Source organism: Pseudoduganella sp. UC29_71, assembly GCF_042693265.1.
Taxonomy (GTDB): Bacteria; Pseudomonadota; Gammaproteobacteria; order Burkholderiales; family Burkholderiaceae_D; genus Rugamonas.
Window position 1 is genome coordinate 5,361,095 of record NZ_CP170549.1, and the last position, 22,451, is coordinate 5,383,545.

Annotated in this window: 18 protein-coding genes and 1 pseudogene; 8 read left to right on the plus strand and 11 right to left on the minus strand. The window is 65.9% G+C overall.

The features are described 5' to 3' along the window. Nucleotides 1–33: 33 nt before the first annotated feature. The 8 genes from ACFJI2_RS23815 (at nt 34) to panB (ending at nt 7,026) form a co-directional block, all read left to right on the plus strand. Nucleotides 34–1,116: an AI-2E family transporter gene (locus tag ACFJI2_RS23815; RefSeq protein ID WP_377702192.1), complete on the plus strand. Its 1,083-nt coding sequence runs from the start codon at nt 34–36 to the stop codon at nt 1,114–1,116. A gap of 36 nt (nt 1,117–1,152) precedes the next feature. Continuing rightward, nucleotides 1,153–1,821, plus strand: coding sequence for a DnaA regulatory inactivator Hda (hda, locus tag ACFJI2_RS23820; RefSeq protein ID WP_377702193.1), 669 nt, complete (start codon nt 1,153–1,155; stop codon nt 1,819–1,821). Then, a complete protein-coding gene (locus tag ACFJI2_RS23825; protein WP_377705895.1) occupies nt 1,821–2,492 on the plus strand; it encodes an HAD family hydrolase in 672 nt (223 codons plus the stop codon). The genes hda and ACFJI2_RS23825 overlap by 1 nt, the downstream gene beginning before the upstream one ends. Then, nucleotides 2,485–4,116 (plus strand): polynucleotide adenylyltransferase PcnB, encoded by a 1,632-nt coding sequence (gene pcnB / locus ACFJI2_RS23830; protein WP_377702194.1) that lies wholly within the window; start codon nt 2,485–2,487, stop codon nt 4,114–4,116. Before ACFJI2_RS23825 ends, pcnB begins: the two co-directional genes overlap by 8 nt. Continuing rightward, nucleotides 4,113–4,610, plus strand: a complete 498-nt coding sequence (folK, locus tag ACFJI2_RS23835; protein ID WP_107873825.1) for a 2-amino-4-hydroxy-6-hydroxymethyldihydropteridine diphosphokinase — start codon at nt 4,113–4,115, stop codon at nt 4,608–4,610. The genes pcnB and folK overlap by 4 nt, the downstream gene beginning before the upstream one ends. Before the next feature lie 53 nt (nt 4,611–4,663). Beyond that, nucleotides 4,664–5,665: a nucleotidyltransferase domain-containing protein gene (locus tag ACFJI2_RS23840; protein WP_377702195.1), complete on the plus strand. Its 1,002-nt coding sequence runs from the start codon at nt 4,664–4,666 to the stop codon at nt 5,663–5,665. A gap of 12 nt (nt 5,666–5,677) precedes the next feature. Next, nucleotides 5,678–6,013: a DMT family protein gene (locus ACFJI2_RS23845; protein WP_107873822.1), complete on the plus strand. Its 336-nt coding sequence runs from the start codon at nt 5,678–5,680 to the stop codon at nt 6,011–6,013. A 146-nt stretch (nt 6,014–6,159) separates the two neighbouring features. Then, entirely contained in the window at nt 6,160–7,026 is an 867-nt protein-coding gene (gene panB, locus ACFJI2_RS23850) for a 3-methyl-2-oxobutanoate hydroxymethyltransferase (protein ID WP_377702196.1), read from the plus strand. A 129-nt stretch (nt 7,027–7,155) separates the two neighbouring features. Here the strand turns inward: panB and ACFJI2_RS23855 are convergent, their stop codons facing one another. The 11 genes and pseudogenes from ACFJI2_RS23855 to nirB all read right to left on the minus strand — a co-directional run bounded on the left by ACFJI2_RS23855 (nt 7,156) and on the right by nirB (nt 22,447). Then, nucleotides 7,156–8,643 carry an aldehyde dehydrogenase gene (locus ACFJI2_RS23855; protein ID WP_377702197.1) on the minus strand — a complete coding sequence of 496 codons (1,488 nt, stop codon included), beginning with the start codon at nt 8,641–8,643 and terminating at the stop codon, nt 7,156–7,158. Between the two features lie 105 nt (nt 8,644–8,748). After that, on the minus strand, nt 8,749–9,588 hold the full coding sequence (locus tag ACFJI2_RS23860; protein WP_377705896.1) for an ABC transporter permease: 840 nt from the start codon (nt 9,586–9,588) through the stop codon (nt 8,749–8,751). Nucleotides 9,589–9,596: 8 nt separating this feature from the next. Next, nucleotides 9,597–10,514: an ABC transporter permease subunit gene (locus ACFJI2_RS23865; protein WP_107980266.1), complete on the minus strand. Its 918-nt coding sequence runs from the start codon at nt 10,512–10,514 to the stop codon at nt 9,597–9,599. Nucleotides 10,515–10,542: 28 nt separating this feature from the next. After that, nucleotides 10,543–11,682 (minus strand): polyamine ABC transporter ATP-binding protein, encoded by a 1,140-nt coding sequence (locus ACFJI2_RS23870; RefSeq protein WP_107874408.1) that lies wholly within the window; start codon nt 11,680–11,682, stop codon nt 10,543–10,545. A gap of 106 nt (nt 11,683–11,788) precedes the next feature. Continuing rightward, nucleotides 11,789–13,165: an aspartate aminotransferase family protein gene (locus ACFJI2_RS23875; RefSeq protein WP_377702198.1), complete on the minus strand. Its 1,377-nt coding sequence runs from the start codon at nt 13,163–13,165 to the stop codon at nt 11,789–11,791. 11 nt (nt 13,166–13,176) lie between these two features. Continuing rightward, nucleotides 13,177–14,546: pseudogene (locus tag ACFJI2_RS23880) on the minus strand (glutamine synthetase family protein). A gap of 78 nt (nt 14,547–14,624) precedes the next feature. Beyond that, nucleotides 14,625–15,380 (minus strand): gamma-glutamyl-gamma-aminobutyrate hydrolase family protein, encoded by a 756-nt coding sequence (locus ACFJI2_RS23885; protein WP_377702199.1) that lies wholly within the window; start codon nt 15,378–15,380, stop codon nt 14,625–14,627. Nucleotides 15,381–15,528: 148 nt separating this feature from the next. Then, complete coding sequence (locus ACFJI2_RS23890) at nt 15,529–18,261, minus strand: molybdopterin-dependent oxidoreductase (RefSeq protein WP_377702200.1); 2,733 nt, start codon at nt 18,259–18,261, stop codon at nt 15,529–15,531. 87 nt (nt 18,262–18,348) lie between these two features. After that, on the minus strand, nt 18,349–19,557 hold the full coding sequence (locus tag ACFJI2_RS23895) for an NAD(P)/FAD-dependent oxidoreductase (RefSeq protein WP_377702201.1): 1,209 nt from the start codon (nt 19,555–19,557) through the stop codon (nt 18,349–18,351). Next, a complete protein-coding gene (gene nirD, locus ACFJI2_RS23900) occupies nt 19,557–19,904 on the minus strand; it encodes a nitrite reductase small subunit NirD (protein WP_107873792.1) in 348 nt (115 codons plus the stop codon). Before nirD ends, ACFJI2_RS23895 begins: the two co-directional genes overlap by 1 nt. A gap of 11 nt (nt 19,905–19,915) precedes the next feature. Then, a complete protein-coding gene (gene nirB, locus ACFJI2_RS23905) occupies nt 19,916–22,447 on the minus strand; it encodes a nitrite reductase large subunit NirB (RefSeq protein ID WP_377702202.1) in 2,532 nt (843 codons plus the stop codon). Nucleotides 22,448–22,451 lie beyond the last annotated feature (4 nt).

Consider the following 22,451-nt stretch of genomic DNA (forward strand, 5'->3'; position numbering starts at 1 on the left):
ACCTGCCGTTTTTACGAAAAACATCTTCCCCACATGCCATTTCCCCTCTCGGTCGAACAAAAACAAACGGCATTCTGGGTAGCATTGTGGCTGGCATTCGGCGTACTGCTGGTGGCGTTGGGTCCGATACTCACGCCCTTCCTTGCGGCGGCCATCATCGCCTACGCGCTCAACCCCGGCGTGGACCGCATCGACCGCCTGCGCCTGGGCCGCTTCGACGTGCCGCGCCCGCTGGCCGTGGTGGTCGTGGTGCTGCTGTTCTTCTGCGCCGTGCTGTCGCTGGTACTGATCGTGGTGCCGGTGCTGCAGACCGAGATCCCGCTGCTGCAGGCGCAGATCCCGGCCTTCCTGGCCAAGGCCAACGACCTGCTGGGGCCGCGCCTGCGCGAGATGGGCATCAAGGTGCAGCTCGATTCGGCCGGCATCAAGAAGCTGGTATCGCAGCAGATGGTCACCAGCGGCGACGAAATTTGGGCCGCCGTGCTGGCCTCGGCGCGCGTGGGCGGCACCGCCGTGCTGGGCTGGATCGCCACCGTGGTGCTGGTGCCGGTGCTGCTGTTCTACCTGCTGCTGGACTGGCACCAGATGATCGCCCGCATCGCCGGCGCCGTGCCGCGCCGCTACATCGGCGCCACCGTGGCCATGGCCGAGGAAGTGGATACGCTGCTGGCGCAATACCTGCGCGGCCAGCTGCTGGTGATGGTGGTGCTGGCGGTGTACTACTCGAGCTGCCTGGCCATCGCCGGCTTCGACGTGGCGCTGCCGGTGGGCATCCTGACCGGCCTGCTGGTGTTCATTCCCTACCTGGGCTTCGGCCTGGGCCTGGTGCTGGCCCTGATCGCCGCCGTGCTGCAGTTCACCGACTGGAGCGGCGTGATCGCGGTGGCCATCATCTACGGCGCCGGCCAGGTGATCGAGGGCTTCTTCCTCACGCCGCGCCTGGTGGGCGAGCGCATCGGCCTCAACCCGCTGGCGGTGATTTTCGCGCTGCTGGCCTTCGGACAGCTGTTCGGCTTCGTCGGCGTGCTGCTGGCGCTGCCCGCTTCCGCCATCCTGATGGTGGCCTTCAAACATCTTCGCAGCCACTACTTGCGCAGCAGCTTTTATAATGCGTAGTGTGAAGACGAATTTACAAACTGCGGGGCGCGAGCCATGAAGCAACTGGTGCTGGATTTAGGCGCCGAGCCTGTGCTCACCCTCGATTCTTTCGAAGTGGGTCAAAACGCCGAGGTGGCCGCGCTGATGCGCGAGTTCGCCGGCCGCACTTCGCGCGAACATTTCGCCTACCTGTGGGGCGACATGGGCGCGGGCAAAAGCCATATCCTGAAGGCCCTCGGCGCGCTCGAGAAGGCCCGCTACATCTCGCCGTTCTCGATCGAATCCGAATTCGTCTACTCGCCGGAGGTGGACCTGTACCTGCTGGACGACTGCGAAAAGCTGTCGCCGCTGGCGCAGATCGACGCCTTCGCCCTGTTCAACGAGATCCGCGCCAACAACGCCTTCATGGTGTGCAGCGGCGCCGTGGCGCCGGCCGTGCTGCCGGTGCGCGAGGACCTGCGCACGCGCATGGGCTGGGGCCTGATCTACCGCCTGCACGGCCTGACCGACGATGAAAAGGTTGCCGCATTGACCACGGCGGCGGCGGCCCGCGGGTTGACGCTGTCGCCCGGCGTGTTACCCTATTTGCTTTCGCATTACCGGCGCGACATGCGTTCGCTGTCGGAAATGCTGGACGCGCTCGACCAATATTCCCTTGAAACCCAACGTCCCATTACCCTGCCGCTGCTGCGCGAATGGCTGCAGGCGGAAGCGAAAGAATGATGAACCTGGCCCTGTTTGACCTCGACCACACCTTGCTGCCCATCGATTCGGATTACGAATGGGGCCAATTCCTGTGCCGCATCGGCGCCGTTGACACGAAGGCCTTCGCGGCCCGCAACCAGGCTTTCTTCGAGCAGTACCAGGCCGGCACGCTGGACCCGGTGGAGTACCTGGAATTCTCGCTGGGCACCCTGGCCGGCTTCCCGCGCGACAAACTGAACGAGATGCACGCGCAGTTCATGCGCGAAGTGATCGCCCCGGCGATCCGTCCGTCGGCGCGCGCGCTGCTGCAAAAGCACCTCGACGCCGGCGACCTGGTGGCCATCGTCACGGCCACCAACCACTTCGTTACCGCTCCCATCGCCGAGGCGCTGGGCGTGGAGCACCTGATCGCGGCCATGCCGGAAGTGGCGGCCGACGGCCGCATCACCGGCAAGCTGGTGGGCACGCCGACCCAGGGCGCGGGCAAGGTGGTGCACACCAAGGCCTGGCTCGAGAAACTGGGCAAGCGCCTGGAAGACTTCGAGACCGTGCACTTCTACAGCGATTCGCACAACGACATTCCGCTGATGTCGGTGGTCACCCACCCGGTGGCGACCAATCCGAATGCCGCACTGACCAGCCACGCCGCCGAAAAAGGCTGGCCAACGATAAATATATTCAATGATTAAGAAATTGATCCGCAAAATCCTCGGCGTCAAGGAAGCTCCCGTGCGCGAGGCAAAACGCAACACCGGTGTGCCGGTCATCCTGGGCGCCGACCAGCACGGCATCGACCCGCGCCTGCTGTCCTCGAATGCCGTGCGCGTGACCAGCACCCTGCAGGAAGCGGGCTACCAGGCCTTCGTGGTCGGCGGCGCCGTGCGCGACCTGCTGCTGGGCGTGAAGCCGAAAGACTTCGACATCGCCACCAACGCCACGCCAGAGCAGGTCAAGCGCCTGTTCCGGCGCGCCTTCATCATCGGCAAGCGCTTCCAGATCGTGCACGTGATGTTCGGCCAGGACTTGCTGGAGGTGACCACCTTCCGCGGCCCGTCCACCGACAACGCGCCCAAGGATGAACACGGCCGCGTCCTGCGCGACAACACCTTCGGTAGCCAGGCGGAGGACGCCGAGCGGCGCGACTTCACCATCAACGCCATGTACTACAACCCTGCCAACCAGGAAGTGTGGGACTACCACGGCGGCATCGAGGACATCCGCGCCAGGACGCTGCGCATCATCGGCGTGCCGGAAGCGCGCTACCGCGAAGACCCGGTGCGCATGCTGCGCGTGACGCGCTTCGCCGCCAAGCTGGGCTTCCAGATCGAGCCGGGCACGCGCGAGCCGATCACCGTGATGGCGCCCTTGATCAACAACGTGCCGCCGGCGCGCGTGTTCGACGAGATGCTCAAGCTGCTCATGTCGGGCCAGGCGCTGGCCTGCCTGCTGCAGCTGCGCAAGGAAGGCCTGCACCACGGCCTGCTGCCGCTGCTGGACGTGGTGCTGGAACAGCCGCTGGGCGTGAAGTTCGTGACGCTGGCGCTGGACTCGACCGACAAGCGCATCCACGCCGGCAAGACCGTGTCGCCGGGGTTCCTGTTCGCGTCGCTGCTGTGGCACCAGGTGCTGGAGAAGTGGAACGCGTACAAGGCGGCCGGCGAATTCCCCATCCCCGCGCTGCACCTGGCGGCGGACGACGTGCTCGATTCGCAGACCGAAAAACTGGCCCTGCAGCGCAAGATCGGCTCGGACATGCGCGACATCTGGTCCATGCAGCCGCGCTTCGAGCGCCGCACCGGCAAGAACCCGTACAAGCTGCTGGAACACCTGCGCTTCCGCGCCGGCTACGACTTCCTGCTGCTGCGCTGCGCTTCGGGCGAGATCGACGCCGAGCTGGGCGAATGGTGGACCGCCTTCTACGACGGCGATGAAACCGAGCGCGAACAGCTGGTCGCAAGCCTGAGCCATGGCGGCGCTGCCGCCGGCGGCGCGAAACGCAAGCGCCCGCCGCGCCGCGGCGGCCGTAGCAAGGGCGACGGCGGCGAAGGCGGAGGCAGCGACAGCGGCCAGGGCGACGACAGCTACGCCGACGCGCCCCGTGCAGCCTCCGGCGGCCGTGGCGCTGGCGCAAGCGCTGGCACGGAAGCCACCCCGGCGCCCTCTGAGCCACGCGAGCCACGTGAGCCACGTGAGCAACGCGAACCGCGTCCGCCGCGCGCACGCGCCCCGCGCGCGCCCCGCAGCCGCGCCTCCGCCGGCGCCGACACCGTCGGCAACGGCGGCGGCCATGGCAACGGCAACGACGGCGAATGAACGCGGTCCTGAAAGCCATGAGCACCACCGCCTACATCGGCATCGGCGCCAACCTGGGCGACGCGCAGGCCAACGTGCAGGACGCCATCGCGCGCCTGCGCGCCCTGCCCGGCTGCACGGTGAGCGCCGTGTCCTCGCTGTACCGCACCGCCCCGATCGACTCCAGCGGCGACGACTACATCAACGCCGTCGCCTGCGTGGAGACGGAGCTGGGCGCTGAAGAATTGCTGCAAGCGCTGCAAGGCATCGAGCTGGCCCACGGCCGCGAGCGCCCCTACCGCAACGCCCCCCGCACGCTGGACCTGGACGTGCTGCTCTACGGCCAGCAGGAGATCAGGACACCCACGCTGCAAGTGCCGCACCCACGCATGTGCGAGCGCGCCTTCGTCATCGTGCCGCTGCTCGAAATCGCCGGCAACGTCACCATCCCCGGCCGCGTGCCCGCGCGCTGCTACGAATCTGCCGTCGCCGACCAGGCCATCACCCGGCTCTAAACACCGTTTCCCAATCGGATACAATCGTCTCCAATTGGGATACACTTATAGCCATGCTTGCCGATTTCCTTCTAGGTCCATTTCGCACCCGCGTCCTGTCTGCGCTGCTCCTGCGCCCGGAGGAATCATGGCACGTGCGGGAACTGGCGCGCCAGTTGGATGCCCTGCCCGGCAGCGTCAACCGCGAACTGACCAAACTCACTGAAGCGGGTATTCTGACGCGCCAGCAAATAGGCAACCAGATCCATTACCGCGCTAATCCCGACTGCCCAATCCTCGGCGAGATCACCAGCCTGCTACGCAAAACCTCAGGCCTCGCGGACCAGATCACCGCCGCCCTCCGGCCACTGTCGGCCCGAATCCAATGCGCCTTCATCTTTGGCTCTGTCGCGCGGGGAGAAGTACAAGCCTCGTCAGATATCGACATCCTTGCGTTAGGCGATATCAGCTTCAGCGAAATTGTGGCAGCCTTGTATCCACTACAAGCCGTTTTGGGCCGCGAAATCAACCCGGTTGTTTATCACGCGGAGGATTTCCGGCAAAAGCTCGCCAGCGGCAATGCGTGGACGCGCGAAGTGGCAACCAGTGCCAAACTATTCGTGAAAGGCACCGCCGATGACTTTGTAAAACTTGTTGAAGATAGCCGCCTGTCACCACTGGCGCCAAACCGCGATGACATTCGGCGCCTGCTTGATGCCGCCAAGCGCAATCTTGCGGACGCCAATGTAAGTGCTGTCAGCGAGGAGAGCCGCTTCGATTCCGCCTACAAGTGCATCATGCAGTGTGCCATGGCAGCGCTCCGTGCACGCGGATATCGCACATCCACGAGCCAGCCTGGCCACCATCAAACCGCCATCCAGGCCCTGCCCCTGACAATAGGCCTCGACAGCAAAACAATGATTCTGCTGGACACATTCCGCAAACAACGCAACATCTCGGACTACAATGGCGATCCGATCAGCCCTTCGCTACTTGAAGCATGCATTGCCGAAGCCGAAACGATGCTGGCGAGCGTGCAAACTTGGCTCGCCGCAGTTCATCCCAATTTGAAATAACGACACCATCCCATGCAAACACTCCTGCTGCTCGCTGCCTCCAACATTTTCATGACCGTCGCGTGGTACTGGCACTTGAAGGGCGGGATGAACAAGCCGCTGTTCATGGTCATCATGATCAGCTGGGCGATTGCGTTCGTGGAGTACTGCTTGGCGGTGCCGGCCAACCGGATCGGCTTCGCCAGCGGCTGGAGTGCCGGGCAGCTGAAGGTGACGCAAGAGGCCATCGCGCTGATCGTGTTCGGCGTCTTCATGGTGACCGTGCTCGGCGAGCCGGTGAGCTGGCGGCACCTGGCGGCGTTCGGCTGCATCATGGCGGCGGTGGCCTTCCTCTTCGTCGGCAAATAGTGGCCGCCGTCTATTTCCCGTTTCCACGCTGAAAAGAAAGTTCGTTCACGGGTAGAATACGCGGTTTGGCGCCCGGGATTACACTGGCGCCATCCCGGTCACACTACTTGAGGAATCCCATGTCTGGTTATTTGCAAGGAAACGAAATGGCGGGCAACGCTCCTGTGCCGGCCGCAGGCGCAACCCCGGCGCCGGCTGCAGCGCCGGCGAAACCCGTGACGCAGAAGGCGGTCACCATTCCCGCGCTGAACGCGCGCAAGGCCGCCGGCGACAAGATCACCATGCTCACCTGCTACGACGCGAGCTTCGCGTCGCTGATGGACCGCTGCGGCGTGGAAGTGCTGCTGATCGGCGATTCGCTGGGCATGGTGTGCAACGGCCTGGATTCGACGCTGCCGGTAACGCTGGAGGAAGTGGCCTACCACACCAAGGCTGTCGCGCGCGGCAGCAAGTCGGCGCTGGTGCTGGCCGATATGCCGTTCGGTACCTACGCCACGCCGCAGCAGGCCTTCGACAACGCGGTCAAGCTGATGCAGGCCGGCGCGCACATGGTGAAGATCGAGGGCGGCGCATGGCTGGCCGAGACCGTGAAGTTCCTGACCGAGCGCTCGGTGCCCGTGTGCGCGCACCTTGGACTGACGCCGCAGTCGGTGCATCAGCTGGGCGGCTACAAGGTGCAGGGCAAGACCATCGAGAGCGCCGAGCTGCTGAAGGCGGACGCGCTGAAGCTGCAGGCCGCCGGCGCGGCCATGGTGGTGCTGGAGGCGATTCCTACGCAGCTGGGCAAGGAAGTGACGGAACTGCTGACCATGCCGACCATCGGCATCGGCGCGGGGCCGGATTGCTCGGGGCAGGTGCTGGTGATGCATGATCTGCTGGGCGTTTTCCCGGGGCGTAAGGCACGCTTTGTGAAGAATTTCATGGAAGGGCAGACCAGCATTGATGCGGCTGTCAGCGCGTACGTGGCAGCGGTCAAGGACGGGTCGTTCCCGGCGCCGGAACACTGCTTCTAGGCGCACGCAGCGGCGGGTTACGCCTTCGGCTAACCCGCCCCTACGGGCCGGCGACGAGCCGGCAGGCCTGGTGATATCGCCGGATCGTAGGGCGGGTTAGCGCTTGCGCGTAACCCGCCAAGCATCCCCTCACCCGATTTGTATCCAGGTGGTTTTCAGCTCCGTGTATTTGTCGAAGGCGTGCAGCGACTTGTCGCGGCCGTTGCCGGACTGCTTGTAGCCGCCGAACGGCACGGTGATGTCGTCGCCGTCGTACTGGTTCACGTGCACCGTGCCGGCGCGCAGCGCGCGCGCCACCTGGATCGCCTTGCTCATGTTGGCGCTCCAGACGGCCGCCTGCAAGCCGTACGGCGTGGAGTTGGCCTGCTTCACCGCGCCCTGCACGTCGCTGAAGCTGAGCACCGACAGCACCGGGCCGAATATCTCTTCCTGCGCGATCTTCATGCCGCTGTCCACCTGGTCGAACAGAGTCGGCGCCACGTAGTAACCACCGCTTTGCGTGCGCTCCTGCGCGCCGCCGGCCAGCAGCCGCGCGCCGCCCGCCTTGCCCGCTTCGATATAGCCCAGCACTGTCTTCATCTGCACCTCGTCCACGATGGCGCCCATCACGGTGGCCTCGTCCAGCGGGTCGCCCGGCTGGTAGCGCGGCACCATGGCCAGTGCCTTCTCGATGAAGGCGTCCTTGATCGACTCTTCCACGAACAGCCGCGAAGGCGCGTTGCAGCTCTCGCCCTGGTTGAAGTAGATGGAGCCGACCGCCGCCGCCACGGCCGCGTCCAGGTCCGGACAGTCGGCGCAGACGATGTTGGCCGACTTGCCGCCCAGCTCAGTCCAGGCGCGCTTCAGGTTCGATTGTCCGGCCATCTGCATGATCTGCTTGCCCACCCGGGTGGAGCCAGTGAAGGCGATGCAGTCCACGTCCATGTGCAGCGCCAGCGCGCTGCCGGCCTCGCTGCCGTAACCGGGCAGCACGCTGAACACGCCGGCCGGCACGCCCGCCTGCAGCGCCAGTTCGGCCAGCCGCAAGGAGGTCAGCGGGGCCTTCTCCGACGGCTTGAGCACCACGCTGTTGCCGGCCGCGAGCGCCGGGGCGATCTTCCACGCGGCCATGATCATCGGGTAGTTCCAGGGGATGATGGCGCCCACCACGCCCACCGGCTCGCGCGTGATCAGCGCCAGGCTGTTGCTGGCGGTGGGGGCGATTTCGTCGTACACCTTGTCCACCGCCTCGCCGTACCAGCGGATGCAGTTGGCGGCCGAGCCCACGTCCACGCTCTGGCTGTATTTGATGGGTTTGCCCATGTCCAGCGTTTCGAGCAGCGCCAGTTCGGCGGCGTTCTGCTGGATCAGGTCGGCGAAGCGGATCAGCACGCGCTTGCGCTTGGCGGGCGGCATGCCGGCCCAGCGGCCGTCCTCGAAGGCGGCGCGCGCCGCTTGCACGGCGGCGTCCACGTCGGGGGCGCCGCAGCGCGCAACGGCGGCCAGCTTGCGGTTGTCGATGGGGGAGTGTTTGTCGAACTGCTGTCCGGTGCGGGACCAGGCGCGCTCACCGTTGATGAAGGCGCGGCCGTCGATGTTCAGCGCAAGTGCGCGCTCGTGCCAAAGTGCGTCTGCCATGCTGGGCTCCTTGTCGTGGGGCGGCTCGGCGCTTAGCGGGTTACGGCGCGATGCGCCTAACCCGCCCTACGCATCTGCGCAGGGCGCGGCCGGGTTCCCCCGATTCTACGCCTTGCCGGCGGCGGAGACTTGTTTGATTCGTGCGCGCTGGGCGCGCGCCATGATGATGCTGGAGGCGACCACCGCGACCGTCACCACCAGGATGGTGATGGCCGCCACGGCGTTCACGCGCGGGTCCAGGCCCAGGCGGGCGCGCGAGAAGATCACCAGCGGCATGGTGGACGAGCCGGGGCCGGACAGGAAGGCCGACAGCACCACGTCGTCCAGCGACAGCGTGAAGGTCAGCAGCCAGGCCGAGGCCAGCGCCTGCTTGATGTTGGGCAGCGTGACCAGGAAGAACACCTGGTGCGGGCGGCAGCCCAGGTCCATGGCCGCTTCTTCCAGCGACTTGCTCATCTCCTGCAGGCGCGATTGCACCACCACGGTGGCGTAGGCCATGCCCAGCAGCGTGTGGCCGATCCAGATGGTGGCGAGGCCGCGCTCGGGGAAGCCGAACATCTTCTGCACCGACACCAGCATCAGCAGCAGCGACAGGCCGATGATCACTTCCGGCATCACCAGCGGCGCGCTGGCCATGGCCGAGAACAGCGTGCGGCCGGCGAAGCGCCGGTAGCGGTTCAGCACGAAGGCGGCGAAGGTGCCCAGCACCACCGACGAGCAGGCGGTAAGGAAGGCGATGCGCAGCGACAGGCCGAAACCGGAAATGATTTCGGCGTCGTTCATCAATTCGCCGTACCACTGGGTGGAGAAGCCGGTCCACACCATGTCCTGGCGCGAGCTGTTAAACGAGAACACCACCAGCACGACGATGGGCAGGTAGAGGAACAGGTAGCCCAGCGAGAGCCAGCCGCGGCCGAACCAGCGCGGGATCAGGGAACCCTTCATGGAATTGCTCACTTCCGGCCTCCTTCCGTTTGTTCGGCCTGGTATTTGTTCAGGATGGCCATCGGCACAAGGATCAGCAGGATGACCACCACGGTGACGGAGGACGCCATCGGCCAGTCGTTATTGGTGAAGAACTCGTCCCACAGCACGCGGCCTATCATCAGCGTTTCCGGGCCGCCCAGCAGCTCGGGGATGACGTACTCGCCCACGGCGGGGATGAACACCAGCATGGAGCCGGCGATGATGCCGGACTTCGACAGCGGCACCGTGATGCGCCAGAACGCCTGCCACGGCGTGGCGCCGAGGTCGGCCGCCGCTTCCAGGAAGCGCAGGTCCATCTTGGCCAGGTTGGTGTACAGCGGCAGGATCATGAACGGCAGGTAGGCGTACACCATGCCGATCACCAGCGAGAACGAGGTATTCATCATGTGCAGCGGTTCCTGGATCGCGCCGATGGACATCAGGAAGTGGTTCAGGATGCCCTGGTTGGCGAGGATGCCCTTCCAGGCATAGATGCGCAGCAGGAAGGAGGTCCAGAACGGCAGCATCACCATCATCAGTAGCACCGGGCGCAGCGCGGGCCTGGCGCGCGCCATGAAGTAGGCGAAGGGGTAGCCGATCAGCAGGCAGCAGAACGTGGTGATGGCGGCGTACTTGAGCGAGCTGAGATAGGTCAGCACGTACAGCTCGTCGGCCGCGATGAACAGGTAGTTCGATACCTTGATCTTGATGTCGACGATGCCGTCGGCGTAGGTGGCCAGCGTGCCGAAGGGGTTGCCGGCATCGACTTCGGTGAAGCTGATGCGCGCCACGATCAGGAAAGGGATCAGGAAGGCGCCTATCAGCCACAGGTAGGGCACGGAGATGACGGCGGTGCGGCCGTTCAGCCAGCGCAGCGTCAGCAGGTCTTTGAGGAACTTGGACATGGGCGTGTGGTCTTTCAGGCTCGGCCGCTCAGCGGGTCAGCACGACGACGTCGCTGCCGTCCCACCACGCGTGCACGCGCTGGTCGCGCTGCAGGCTCGCTTCGGCGTGGCGGGCCGAGTTGGTGCGCGCCACCTTGAGCTGCATGCCGCTGTCCAGCTTCACCTGGTAGTGGGTTTCGTTGCCGAAGTAGGAGATCGCCTTGATCACGCCCTGGACGCAGTTGTGGCCGTGCTCTTCCACCTTGGCGCGCTGCGACATGGTGGGCGCGTTCGGCTGCAGCACGATCTTCTCCGGGCGCACGGCGACCGTCACTTCCATGTTGTCGGTGCCGGTGATGCCGTGGCTGACGTAATGCTTGGTCTCGTCCGATTCGATGACCACGTAGCCCGGCTGGTCCTCGATGACGCGGCCCTCGAACAGGTTCACCGAGCCGATGAAGTCGGCCACGAAGCGGCAGTTCGGGGTTTCGTAGATCTCGCCCGGCGCGCCCACCTGCAGGATGCGGCCTTCGCTCATGATGGCGATGCGGGTGGCCATGCTCATGGCTTCGTCCTGGTCGTGCGTGACCATCACGCAGGTAACGCCGACCTGCTCGATGATGTTCACCAGCTCGACCTGGGTCTGCTCGCGCAGCTTCTTGTCCAGCGCGCCGAGCGGCTCGTCCAGCAGCAGCAGCTGCGGGCGCTTGGCCAGGCTGCGCGCCAGCGCCACGCGCTGCTGCTGGCCGCCGGACAGCTGGTGCGGCTTGCGCTTGCCGTAGGCGGTGAGCTGCACCAGCGACAGCATCTTGTCCACGCGCTCGGCCACTTCCTGCGCGGGCAGCCCGTCGCGGCGCAGGCCGAAGGCGATGTTGTCCCACACCGACAGGTGCGGGAACAGCGCGTACGACTGGAACATCATATTGATGGGTCGCTCGTACGGCGGGGTGCTGATGATGTCCTTGCCGCCCAAGGTGATGTCGCCCGAGGTCGGCGTTTCAAAGCCGGCCAGCATGCGCAGCAGGGTCGACTTGCCGCAGCCCGAACTGCCCAGCAGGGCGAAGATTTCGCCCTTGTTGATCGTCACCGACACATCGTTCACGGCGCGTACGCCGTCAAAGTCCTTGACCAGATTGCGGATTAACAGGAAGGGCTGACCAGCGTCGGCGGCGGGTTGGGCTGTCGTCATATTGGCGAATGAATAAACTTTATTAAAATGCACGCGCACGGCGAAGCCGCACGGCAAAAGACGTGATTATAAATGCAGCATATCGAGGAAGACTACCAAAATGCGGTTACAACAGCCCCTTCCCGCGCACTTCCGCCAGCGTCAGGTCGAGCGCGCGGCGGATCAGCTCCACCATCTCGTCGATTTGCGCGTGCGTCATCACCAACGGGGGCGCGATGATCATGCGGTCGCCCACGGCGCGCATGATGATGCCGGTGTTGAACATGTGGGCGCGGCATAGCATGCCCACACCGTGCGCCGGGTCGAAGCGCACCTGGTAGTGCACGTTGTCGGCCTTGCGCCTGACCAGGTTCAGGCCCGCCACGAAGCCGCAGGTTTCAGCCGTGCCCACCAGCGGGTGCTCGGCCAGCGTGCCGAAGGCGCGCTTCAGATAAGGGCCGGTGTCGTTCGCCACCCGCCCGACCAGCCCTTCATCCTCGATGATGCGCAGGTTTTCCAGCGCCGCCGCGCAGGCCACAGGATGGCCGGAGTAGGTAAAGCCGTGGTTGAAGTCGCCGCCCTGCCCGATCAGCACATCCGCCACGCGGTCGCCCACCAGCACGCCGCCCAGCGGCACGTAGCCCGAGGTGACGCCCTTGGCGAAGGTGATCAGGTCCGGCTTGAAGGGTTCGGACGCGAACCAGCACCCCAGCCGCCCGAAGCCGGTAATGACCTCGTCGGCGATCAGCAGGATGCCGTACTTGTCGCAGATGCGGCGGATCTCGGGCCAGTAGCTGTCCGGCGGGATGATGACGCCGCCCGCGCCCTGCACCGGCTCGCCGATGAAGGCGGCCACCTTGTCCGGCCCCACCTCCAGTATCCTGGCCTCCAGCCAGGAGGCGGCGCGCAGGCCGAATTCGTCCGGCGTGAGACCCACGCCGTCGTCATAGTAATTGGGCTGGCCGATGTGGACGATGCCGGGAATCGGCAGCCCGCCCTGCTCGTGCATGCCGCTCATGCCGCCCAGCGAGGCGCCCGCCATGGTGCTGCCGTGGTAGGAGTTGTGGCGGCTGACGATGACGTGGCGCTCCTTGAAGCCCAGCAGGTCCCAGTAGCGCCGCACCATGCGCACATTGGTGTCGTTCGCTTCCGAGCCGGAGCCGGTGAAGAACACGTGGTTGAAGCCCGCCGGCGCCAGCTGCGACAGGCGCGCCGCCAGCTGCACCGCCGGCACGTTGGTGGTGTTGAAGAAGCTGTTATAGAACGGCAGCGTCTCCATCTGCTCGTACACGGCTTTGGAAATGCTGGTGCGGCCATAGCCCACCGCCACGCACCACAGGCCGGACATGCCGTCCAGGATCTTGTTGCCTTCCGAATCCCACAGGTAGATGCCCTCGCCGCGCACCATCACGCGCGCGCCCTTCTCGCCCAGCGCCTTGTGGTCGGTGAAGGGATGCATGTAATGGGCGTGGTCCTGCTGCTGGATGGTCTTGGTGTCCGTCATGACAGCCTCCGTTAAACGTGCAGCAGCAGGTGTTCGCGTTCCCAGGGGCTGATGACCTTCATGAACTCCTGGTGCTCCACGTCCTTGATGGCGGCGTACACGTCGATGAAGCGGTCGCCCAGCACGGCGCGCAGCTTGTCCTCCTTGCGCAGCGCGGCCAGCGCCTCCGGCAGGCCTTGCGGCAGCTCGTACTTCATGTCGTAGGCGCTGCCGGTGGTGGCGGGCGTGGGTTCAAGCTGCTCGGTCATGCCGAGGTAGCCGCAGGCCAGCGTGACGGCCAGCGCCAGGTAGGGATTGGCGTCCGCGCCGATGATGCGGTTCTCCACGCGGCGGTCCTGCACGCCGGATTCGGGCACGCGGAAGCCCACGGTGCGGTTGTCCACGCCCACTGGATGTTGATCGGCGCGGCCGTGTGGCGCACCAGGCGGCGGTAGGAATTCACGTACGGCGCCACGATGGCCATGGCGGACGGCATGTAGCGCTGCAGGCCGCCGATGTAGTGCTTGAACACGGTGGCCGGGGAGCCGTCCTCGTTGCTGAAGATGTTGCGGCCGCTCTTCACGTCCACCACGCTCTGGTGCACGTGCATGGCCGATCCCGGCTCGCCGGCCATGGGCTTGGCCATGAAGGTGGCGTACATGTCGTGCTTGAGTGCGGCCTCGCGCAGGGTGCGCTTGAAGAAGAACACCTTGTCGGCCAGGCCGAGCGGGTCGCCGTGCAGGAAGTTGATCTCCATCTGGCCGGCGCCGATCTCGTGGATCAGGGTGTCCACGTCCAGGCCCATCAGGTCGCAGTAGTCGTAGATGTCCTCGAACAGCGGGTCGAACTCGTTGACCGCGTCGATGCTGTAGATCTGGCGGCTGGTTTCGGCGCGGCCGCTGCGGCCGATGGGCGCCTTCAGCGGCAGGTCGGGATCGGTGTTCTTGTCGGTCAGGTAGAACTCCAGCTCGGGCGCCACCACCGGCTTCCAGCCGCGCTCCGCGTACAGCTTGAGCACGCGCCGCAGCACGGTGCGCGGGGCGAAGTCCACCAGCGCGCCGTCGGCGAAATAGCAGTCGTGGATCACCTGCGCGGTGGGGTCGGTGGCCCAGGGCACCATGGTGATGGTGGTGGGGTCGGCCTTCAGGATCATGTCGCGGTCGGTGGCCGAGATGGCGCGGTCATAGGCCGCGTCGTCGGTCGGGTAGTTGCCGGTCACGGTCATGCCCAGCACCGCTTCCGGGATGCGCATGCCGCGTTCCTGCGTGAATTTCCCGCGCGGCAGGATCTTGCCGCGGGCGACGCCGGTCAGATCGGGGACCAGGCATTCAATTTCGGTGACTCGTTTTTCATTGAGCCACAAATCCATATCGGTATAGGTGAAGTTTTCGCGAATTGCCATGAGACGCTCTCTAAAGTCTTGATCTGGCGCGGCCGGCTGCGGGCCGCGCTGGCGGGTTACGGCTTTGCCTGACCCGCGCTACGGAATGCGTTCCTGGTAGGTACGGCATGCTTGCCCGAAGGCCTGGAACATTTTCATGGAGTCCCGGTTGGCAGTGGCCTGCCATTCGGGGTGCCACTGCACCGCCAGCGTAAAGCCCGGCGCGGTGGCGACGGTGCAGGCTTCCACCAGCCCGTCGTCGGCGGTGGCTTCCGCCACCAGGCCGGGTGCGAGGCGGTCCACGCCCTGCCCGTGCAGGGAATTGACCATGATCTCGGCGGCGCCGTCCAGAATGCGCGCCAGTTTGCCGCCCGGCGCGATGTGGACGCGGTGCGCCGGGCCGTATTGTTTTTCCAGCGGGTCCTGCGGGCTGTCGCGGTGGTCCATCATGCCGGGCACTTCCTGCACCGCCTGGTGCAGGGAGCCGCCCAGCGCCACGTTCAGCTCCTGGAAGCCGCGGCAGATGGCCATCAGCGGTATGCCGCGCTTGATGGCGGCGCGGATCAGCGGCAGCGTGGTGGCGTCGCGGGCATGGTCCTGCGGCAGTTCCAGGTTGAGGACTTCCTGGCCATACAGGATGGCTTGCAAATTGGAGGCCGAGCCGGTCAGCATTATGCCGTCGGCGGCGGCAAGGACGGTTTCGAAATCGGTTTGCGCGCCCAGCGCGGGCAGGATCAGCGGCATGCAGCCGGCCCCCTGTACAACGGCGTCGATGTACTTGGAATGCACGGCGTGGTCCGGATGCGAGCCTATATGCCGGGTGCAGGCGGGAACAATGACTAATGGTCGGCGCATGGCTTCAGTCTCTGTGCAGAGGCCTCCGTTTAAGCGATAAGCCAATTTATCACATTTCCAGATTTGCTAGCATCACGCACAACACATTGGCTCTAAATCCACACACCGGCACATCTATTGCCACATCTGTTACTGCACGCGCCCGGCGTCACGCCGGCGCGTCTGCAGCGATTTCCAGCCGCGTCTCCGCCAGCAGTTTCTTCAGCTCAGGCACGCAGGAACCGCAATTGCCGCCGGCTTTCAGGCAGGCAGTCACTTCCGGCACCGACTTCAGGTCCTTGTCCCGGATCGCCGAGCAGATCGTGTTGCGGCCCACGCCGAAGCAGGAGCACACGGTCGGCCCCACATCCACGCCCTTCTTCAGCGGACGGCCGATCAGCAGGCTGGCGCGGTCGGCGTCGGCCAGCTGGTCCTCGGCGAACAGGCCGGCCAGCCAGCTGCGCGCCGGCAGGTCCAGGCGCGGCGACAGGAAGATGCACTGCTCGATGCGGTCGTCCACCACGTGCACCGCGCGGTACATGCCCTCGGTGCGGTCGGCGTATTCCAGCCAGTCCGCGTCCGGGTCCTGCACGCCCAGCAGCTCGCGCGCCCAGTCGCTGAAGTCGGCGATGCTGTTGCGGCCGGCCAGCTCGTAGCGGGCGAAATCCTTGCCCTGGATGCGGGTCCAGTGCGCCACGCTGTCCAGGTCCAGCTCCGTGCGGCTCAAGATAAAGGCATGCCAGTTCACGCGGAACTGCTCGATGCGCACCGGCGTGTGCTTGAACTCCGGCTCGCCCGACACCGGATCGACCACCGGGTTGACCACGCCGCCCACGCGCGCGTCCGACGAGGTCTGGCCGCTCCAGTGGATGGGAATGAACACGCCGCCGCGCGCGATGCCGCCGCCGTGCTGCACGCGCGCCACCATGGAGCCCCACTGGCTGGTCACGCGCGCCAGCTCGCCCTCGCGCACGCCGTGGATCAGCGCGTCCTGCGGGTGCATGTCGATGAAGGATTCGGGCACGTGGTCGGCCAGCTTGGCCGAGCGGCCGGTGCGGGTCATGGTGTGCCACTGGTCGCGCACGCGGCCGGTGTTCAGCGACAGCGGGAAGTCCTCGTCGACCTGGTGCACCGGCAGGCGCGGCACGGTGGCGATGAAGCGCGCCTTGCCGTCCGGGTGCGAATAGCGGCCGTCCCCGAACAGGCGCGCGGTGCCGCCGCCCAGGCTGACATGCTGCAGCACCGGCCACTGGATGGGCGACATGGCGTCGAAGGCGCTGCGGTCCATGCCGGCCAGGCCGCCGATGTTGAACACGCGCGGCAGGTCGTCGGCGCTGTTGCGCCACGCGCTCAGGCGCGCGTGCTCGTCGAACACCTCGTGCACGCCATCGAAATCGAAACCGGCGTAGCCCATGCGCTGCGCGAACCGGGAGATGATCCACCAGTCGCCGCGCGCCTCGCCGGGCGCCGGCAGGAAGGGACGCTGGCGCGAGATGCGGCGCTCTGAATTGGTGACCGTGCCGTCCTTCTCGCCCCAGCCCAGCGCCGGCAGCAGCACGTCGGCATAGGTGTTGGTGTCCGTGCCCAGCACGATGTCCGACGCCACCACCAGCTCGCACTTCTCCAGCGCGCGCTTGACCTGGTCCGCATTCGGCAGGCTCACCACCGGATTGGTGGCCATGATCCACACCGCCTTCACGCGGCCCGACTCGATGGCCTCGAACAGGTCCACCGCCTTCAGGCCCGGCTTGTCCGCCATGCGCGGCGAGTTCCAGAAAGTCTGCACCGCGTCGCGCTGGGCGGGGTTGTCCAGGTCCATGTGCGCGGCCAGCATATTGGCCAGGCCGCCCACTTCGCGGCCGCCCATGGCGTTCGGCTGGCCGGTGATCGAGAACGGCCCCATGCCCGGCTTGCCGATGCGGCCGCCGACCAGGTGGCAATTGATGATGCTGTTGGCCTTGTCGGTGCCGGCAGAGGACTGGTTCACGCCCATCGAGAAGGCGGTGATGACCTTGGCGGTGGCGGCGAAGGATTCGTAGAACTCCATCAGCGCGGCCAGGCTGATCTTGCAGGCCTTGGCCACGGCGGCAGGATCGGCGCAATCCACCTCGGCGGCGGCCAGCGCGGCGTCGAAGCCGCTGGTGTGCGCAGCCACGTAGTCCGGATCGACCGCGCCGATGCGCGACAGATAGCTCAGCAGGCCGTTGAACAGCCACACGTCCGTGCCCGGCTTGACCGGCAGGTGCAGGTCGGCCAGTTCGCAGGTGGCGGTGCGGCGCGGATCGACCACCACCAGCTTCAGGTTGGGCCGCTTCGCGCGCTCGCGCGCGATGCGCTGGAACAGGATGGGATGGCACCAGGCCATGTTCGAGCCCACCAGCACGATCATGTCGGCCAGCTCCAGGTCCTCGTAGCAGACCGGCACCAGGTCCTCGCCGAAGGCGCGCTTGTGGCCGGCCACGGCGGACGACATGCACAGGCGCGAGTTGGTATCGATGTTGGCGCTGCCCACGTAGCCCTTCATCAGCTTGTTGGCGGCGTAGTAGTCTTCCGTCAGCAGCTGGCCGGAGACGTACAGCGCCACGGCATCCGGTCCGTGTTCGGCGATGATGGCCTGCCATTTGTCGGCCACCTTGTCCAGCGCCTCGTCCCAGGACACGCGGCGCAGCGCGGCCGAGCCGCGCTCATCGCGCACCTGCGGATACAGCAGGCGGCCATCCAGGCTCACCGTCTCGCCCAGCGCCGAGCCCTTGACGCACAGCTTGCCCAGGTTAGCCGGATGGTCCTTGTCGCCGGCCACGGCTACCGTGCCATCACCGTTCGGCGTGGCCTTCACGCCGCAGCCCACGCCGCAGTATGCGCAGGTGGTTTGCACCGACAGATTATCTTGAGACAGGTTCACGATGATTCTTCCTATTCGGGGTCAGGTCCGGCATCACGCCATATCCTGAAGTTATGGCGCGATGCCGGACCTGACCCCCAAAGTTTTTTACGCGGCGCACAGGGCCTGGCCGAACAGCAGGTGCTGGCGTATCGGGGTGATGTCGGTGCGGTTCTGGATCAGGTCGTAGTACCAGGGGCCGTCCTGCACGTCGCCGTATAGGACGGCGCCGGTGATGCAGCCGTTCTTGAGCACCAGGCGCTTGTAGACGCCGCGCTTGGCGTCGCGCAGGACCAGGTCTTCGCTGCCTTCGCCGCCGATGAAGTCGCCTACGGAGTACAGGTCCACGCCGGTCACTTTCAGGCGCGTGGGCGAAGTTTGCTGCACGTAGCGGCGGTGGCCGGCGCCGGCCAGGTGGGCGCCGCACACGCGGGCCTGTTCCCAGATCGGGGCTACCAGGCCGAAGGTGGCGCTGCGGTGCTGCACGCATTCGCCAACGGCGTAGACGCGCGGGTCGTAGGTTTGCAGGGTGTCGTCGACCACGATGGCGCGGTCGCAGTGCAGCCCGGCTTCTTTCGCCAGCGCGATGTTGGGGCGCACGCCGGCCGTCATCACGACCAGGTCGGCCGGGATTTCGCTGCCGTCCTTGAAGCGCACCGCCGTCACGCGGTCCGGGCCGACGATTTCGGCGGTCTGGGCGCTGAGCATGAACTGCAGGCCTTTGTTTTCCAGCGCCTTTTGCAGCAGCTGGGCGGCTGGCTTGTCGAGCTGCTGGTTCATCAGCGCGTCGGTGACGTGCACCACGGTCACTTGCATGCCCTGGCGCAGCAGGCCGTTGGCCGCTTCCAGCCCGAGCAGGCCGCCGCCGATGACGACGGCGTGCTTGTGGTTGCGCGACGCTTCGAGCATGGTTTCGACGTCCTGGATGTCGCGGAAGGCGATCACGCCGGGCAGCTGGTGGCCGGGCACGGGGATGATGAAGGGCTTGGAGCCGGTGGCCAGCAGCAGGCGGTCGTAGCGCACTTCCTTGCCGGACCGGGCGCGCACGATGCGCTTGCGGCGGTCGATGTGCACCACCGGGTCGCCCGCGTGCAGCGTGATGTGGTGCTTTTCGTACCACTCGCGGGTGTGCAGCATGATGTCGTCGACCGTCTTTTCGCCCGCCAGCACGGGCGACAGCAGGATGCGGTTGTAATTGCCGTATGGCTCGGCGCCGAACACGGTGATGTCGTACAGGTCCGGCGCGAGCTTGTGCAGCTCTTCGACGGTGCGCATGCCCGCCATGCCGTTGCCGATGACGACCAGTGCGGGTTTCATTACGCACCCACCCAGACTTTGCCGCCGTCGATCCGCGCCGGATAGGTGGCCACCGAGTGCTCGGGCGCTTCCAGGCATTCTCCGGTCTGCAGGTCGAAATGGTGCTTGTAGATCGGCGAGGCGACCACGATGCGTTCGCCCAGGTTGCCCACCAGGCCGCGCGAGAGTACCGAGGCCTGGGAGTTGGGGTCGTAGTTGTGGATGGCGAACACGCGCTGCTCGCCGTCGTTGACGTGGAACACGGCCACGTGCTCGCCCTGCAGCAGCGCGCACACGCCGGTGTTGGGGACGATGTCTTCCAGCGCGCAGACGGCGGTCCAGCGGTCGTTTTGGATGTCGCGGTGCATGGTGCTTCTCCTCAAGCTACTTTGATCGGGATGACGACCGCCTTGCGCTCTTCCAGCGTGGCCGGGCGGATCTGGCCGCGCTCTTCCATGAAGATGACGTTCGGGTCGGCCTGCTCGCTGTTGACGAAGTGGCGGAAGCGCTTGCGCGTTTCGGGGTCGGTGACGGCCACTTTCCACTCGCACTCGTAGGTGTCCACCACGTTCTGCATCTCCGCTTCCAGCTCGGCGGCGATGTTCAGCTTGTCGTTGATGACCACGTCCTTCAGGTAATCCAGGCCGCCTTCCAGGTTGTCGCGCCAGGTGCTGGTGCGCTGCAGGCGGTCGGCGGTGCGGGTGTAGAACATCAGGAAGCGGTCGATGTACTGCACCAGCGTGGCCTTGTCCAGGTCGGAGGCGATCAGCTCGGCGTGGCGCGGCTTCATGCCGCCGTTGCCGCACACGTACAGGTTCCAGCCCTTTTCGGTGGCGATGATGCCGACGTCCTTGCCCTGCGCTTCGGCGCACTCGCGGGTGCAGCCGGACACGCCGAACTTGATCTTGTGCGGCGTGCGCAGGCCCTTGTAGCGGTTTTCCAGCTCGATGGCCAGGCCGACGCTGTCGTCCACGCCGTAGCGGCACCAGGTGGAGCCGACGCAGGACTTCACCGTGCGCAGCGACTTGCCGTAGGCGTGGCCGGTTTCGAAGCCGGCAGCAATCAGTTCTTCCCAGATCAGCGGCAGCTGCTCGACGCGGGCGCCGAACAGGTCGACACGCTGGCCGCCGGTGATCTTGGTGTACAGGCCGTATTTCTTGGCCACGGTGCCGACGGCGATCAGGCCGTCCGCCGTGACTTCGCCGCCCGGCATGCGCGGCACCACGGAATAAGTGCCGTCCTTCTGGATATTGCCGAGGAAGTAGTCGTTGGTGTCCTGCAGGCTGGCGTGTTCCTTCTTCAGCACGAAGTCGTTCCAGCAGGAGGCCAGGATGCTGGCCGCCAGCGGCTTGCACACGTCGCAGCCGAGGCCCTTGCCGTGCTGCGCCAGCAGCGCGTCGAAGGTGCGGATCTGGCCGACGCGGATCAGGTGGTACAGCTCCTGGCGCGAGTAGGCGAAGTGTTCGCAGACGTGGTTGTTGACGTCCATGCCGAGCTTTTTCATTTCGGCCTTCATCACCTGCGTCACCAGGGGCACGCAGCCGCCGCAGGCGGTGCCGGCCTTGGTGCAGGACTTGAGCGCGCCGATGCTGGTGGCGCCGTCGCCGACGGCGGCGCAGATGGCGCCTTTCGAGACGTCGTTGCAGGAGCAGATCTGGGCGCTGTCGGGCAGCGCGTCCACGCCCAGGCCGGGCTTGGCCTTGCCGTCCGACTGAGGCAGGATCAGGAACTCGGGCGACTCGGGCAGCTCGATCTTGTTGAGCATCATTTGCAGCAGGGTGCCGTATTCGCTGGCGTCGCCCACCATCACGCCGCCCAGCAGGTAGCGGCCGCAGCTCGACACCACGATCTTCTTGTAGATCTGCTTGCGCTCGTCCATGAACTGGTACACGCGGCTGCCCTCTTCCTTGCCGTGCGGGTCGCCGATGGAGGCCACGTCCACGCCCATCAGTTTGAGCTTGGTGCTCATGTCGGCGCCGTTGAATTCGGCCGCTTCGCCCAGCAGGTGCTTGGCCGCCACGCGCGCCATTTCGTAGCCGGGCGCCACCAGGCCGTAGATCATGCCGCCCCACAGCGCGCACTCGCCGATGGCGTAGATGTCGCGGTCCGAGGTCATGCAGTTGTTGTCGATGACGATGCCGCCGCGCGGGCCGACTTCCAGGCCGCTTTCCTTGGCCAGCATATCGCGCGGGCGGATGCCTGCCGAGAACACGATCATGTCGGCGTCCAGGTGGGAGCCGTCGGCGAATTCCATGCGGTGGGTGCCGTCCACGCCGTCGACGATGGCGGTGGTGTTTTTCGCCGTGTGCACGGTCACGCCCAGCGCTTCGATCTTGGAGCGCAGCACGCGCGCGCCGCCGTCATCGACCTGCACCGCCATCAGGCGCGGCGAGAACTCCACCACGTGGGTGTCCAGGTTCATGTCGCGCAGCGCCTTGGCGCACTCCAGGCCCAGCAGGCCGCCGCCGATCACCACGCCGGTCCTGGAACGCTTGCCGCATTCGAGCATGGCTTCCAGGTCTTCGATGGTGCGGTAGACGAAGCAGTCCTTGCGGTCCTTGCCCGGCAGCGGTGGCACGAAGGGGAAGGAGCCGGTGGCGATCACCAGCTTGTCGTAGCCGAGCACCTCGCCGTCGTTGGTGGTGACGGTCTTGCCGGCCGGATCGATGGCGGTGGCGCGGGCGTTCAGGCGCAGCACCATGTCGTCGCGCTCGAAGAAGCCGGGCTTCACCAGCGACAGGTCTGCGGCGCTTTTGCCAGCGAAGAATTCGGACAGGTGCACGCGGTCGTAGGCCGGGCGCGGTTCTTCGCACAGGATGGTCACGTTCAGCTTGGTGTTGCCGCCGTGCGTGGCCAGGCTTTCGAGGAATTTGTGGCCTACCATGCCGTGGCCGATGACGATGATGTTCATTGCT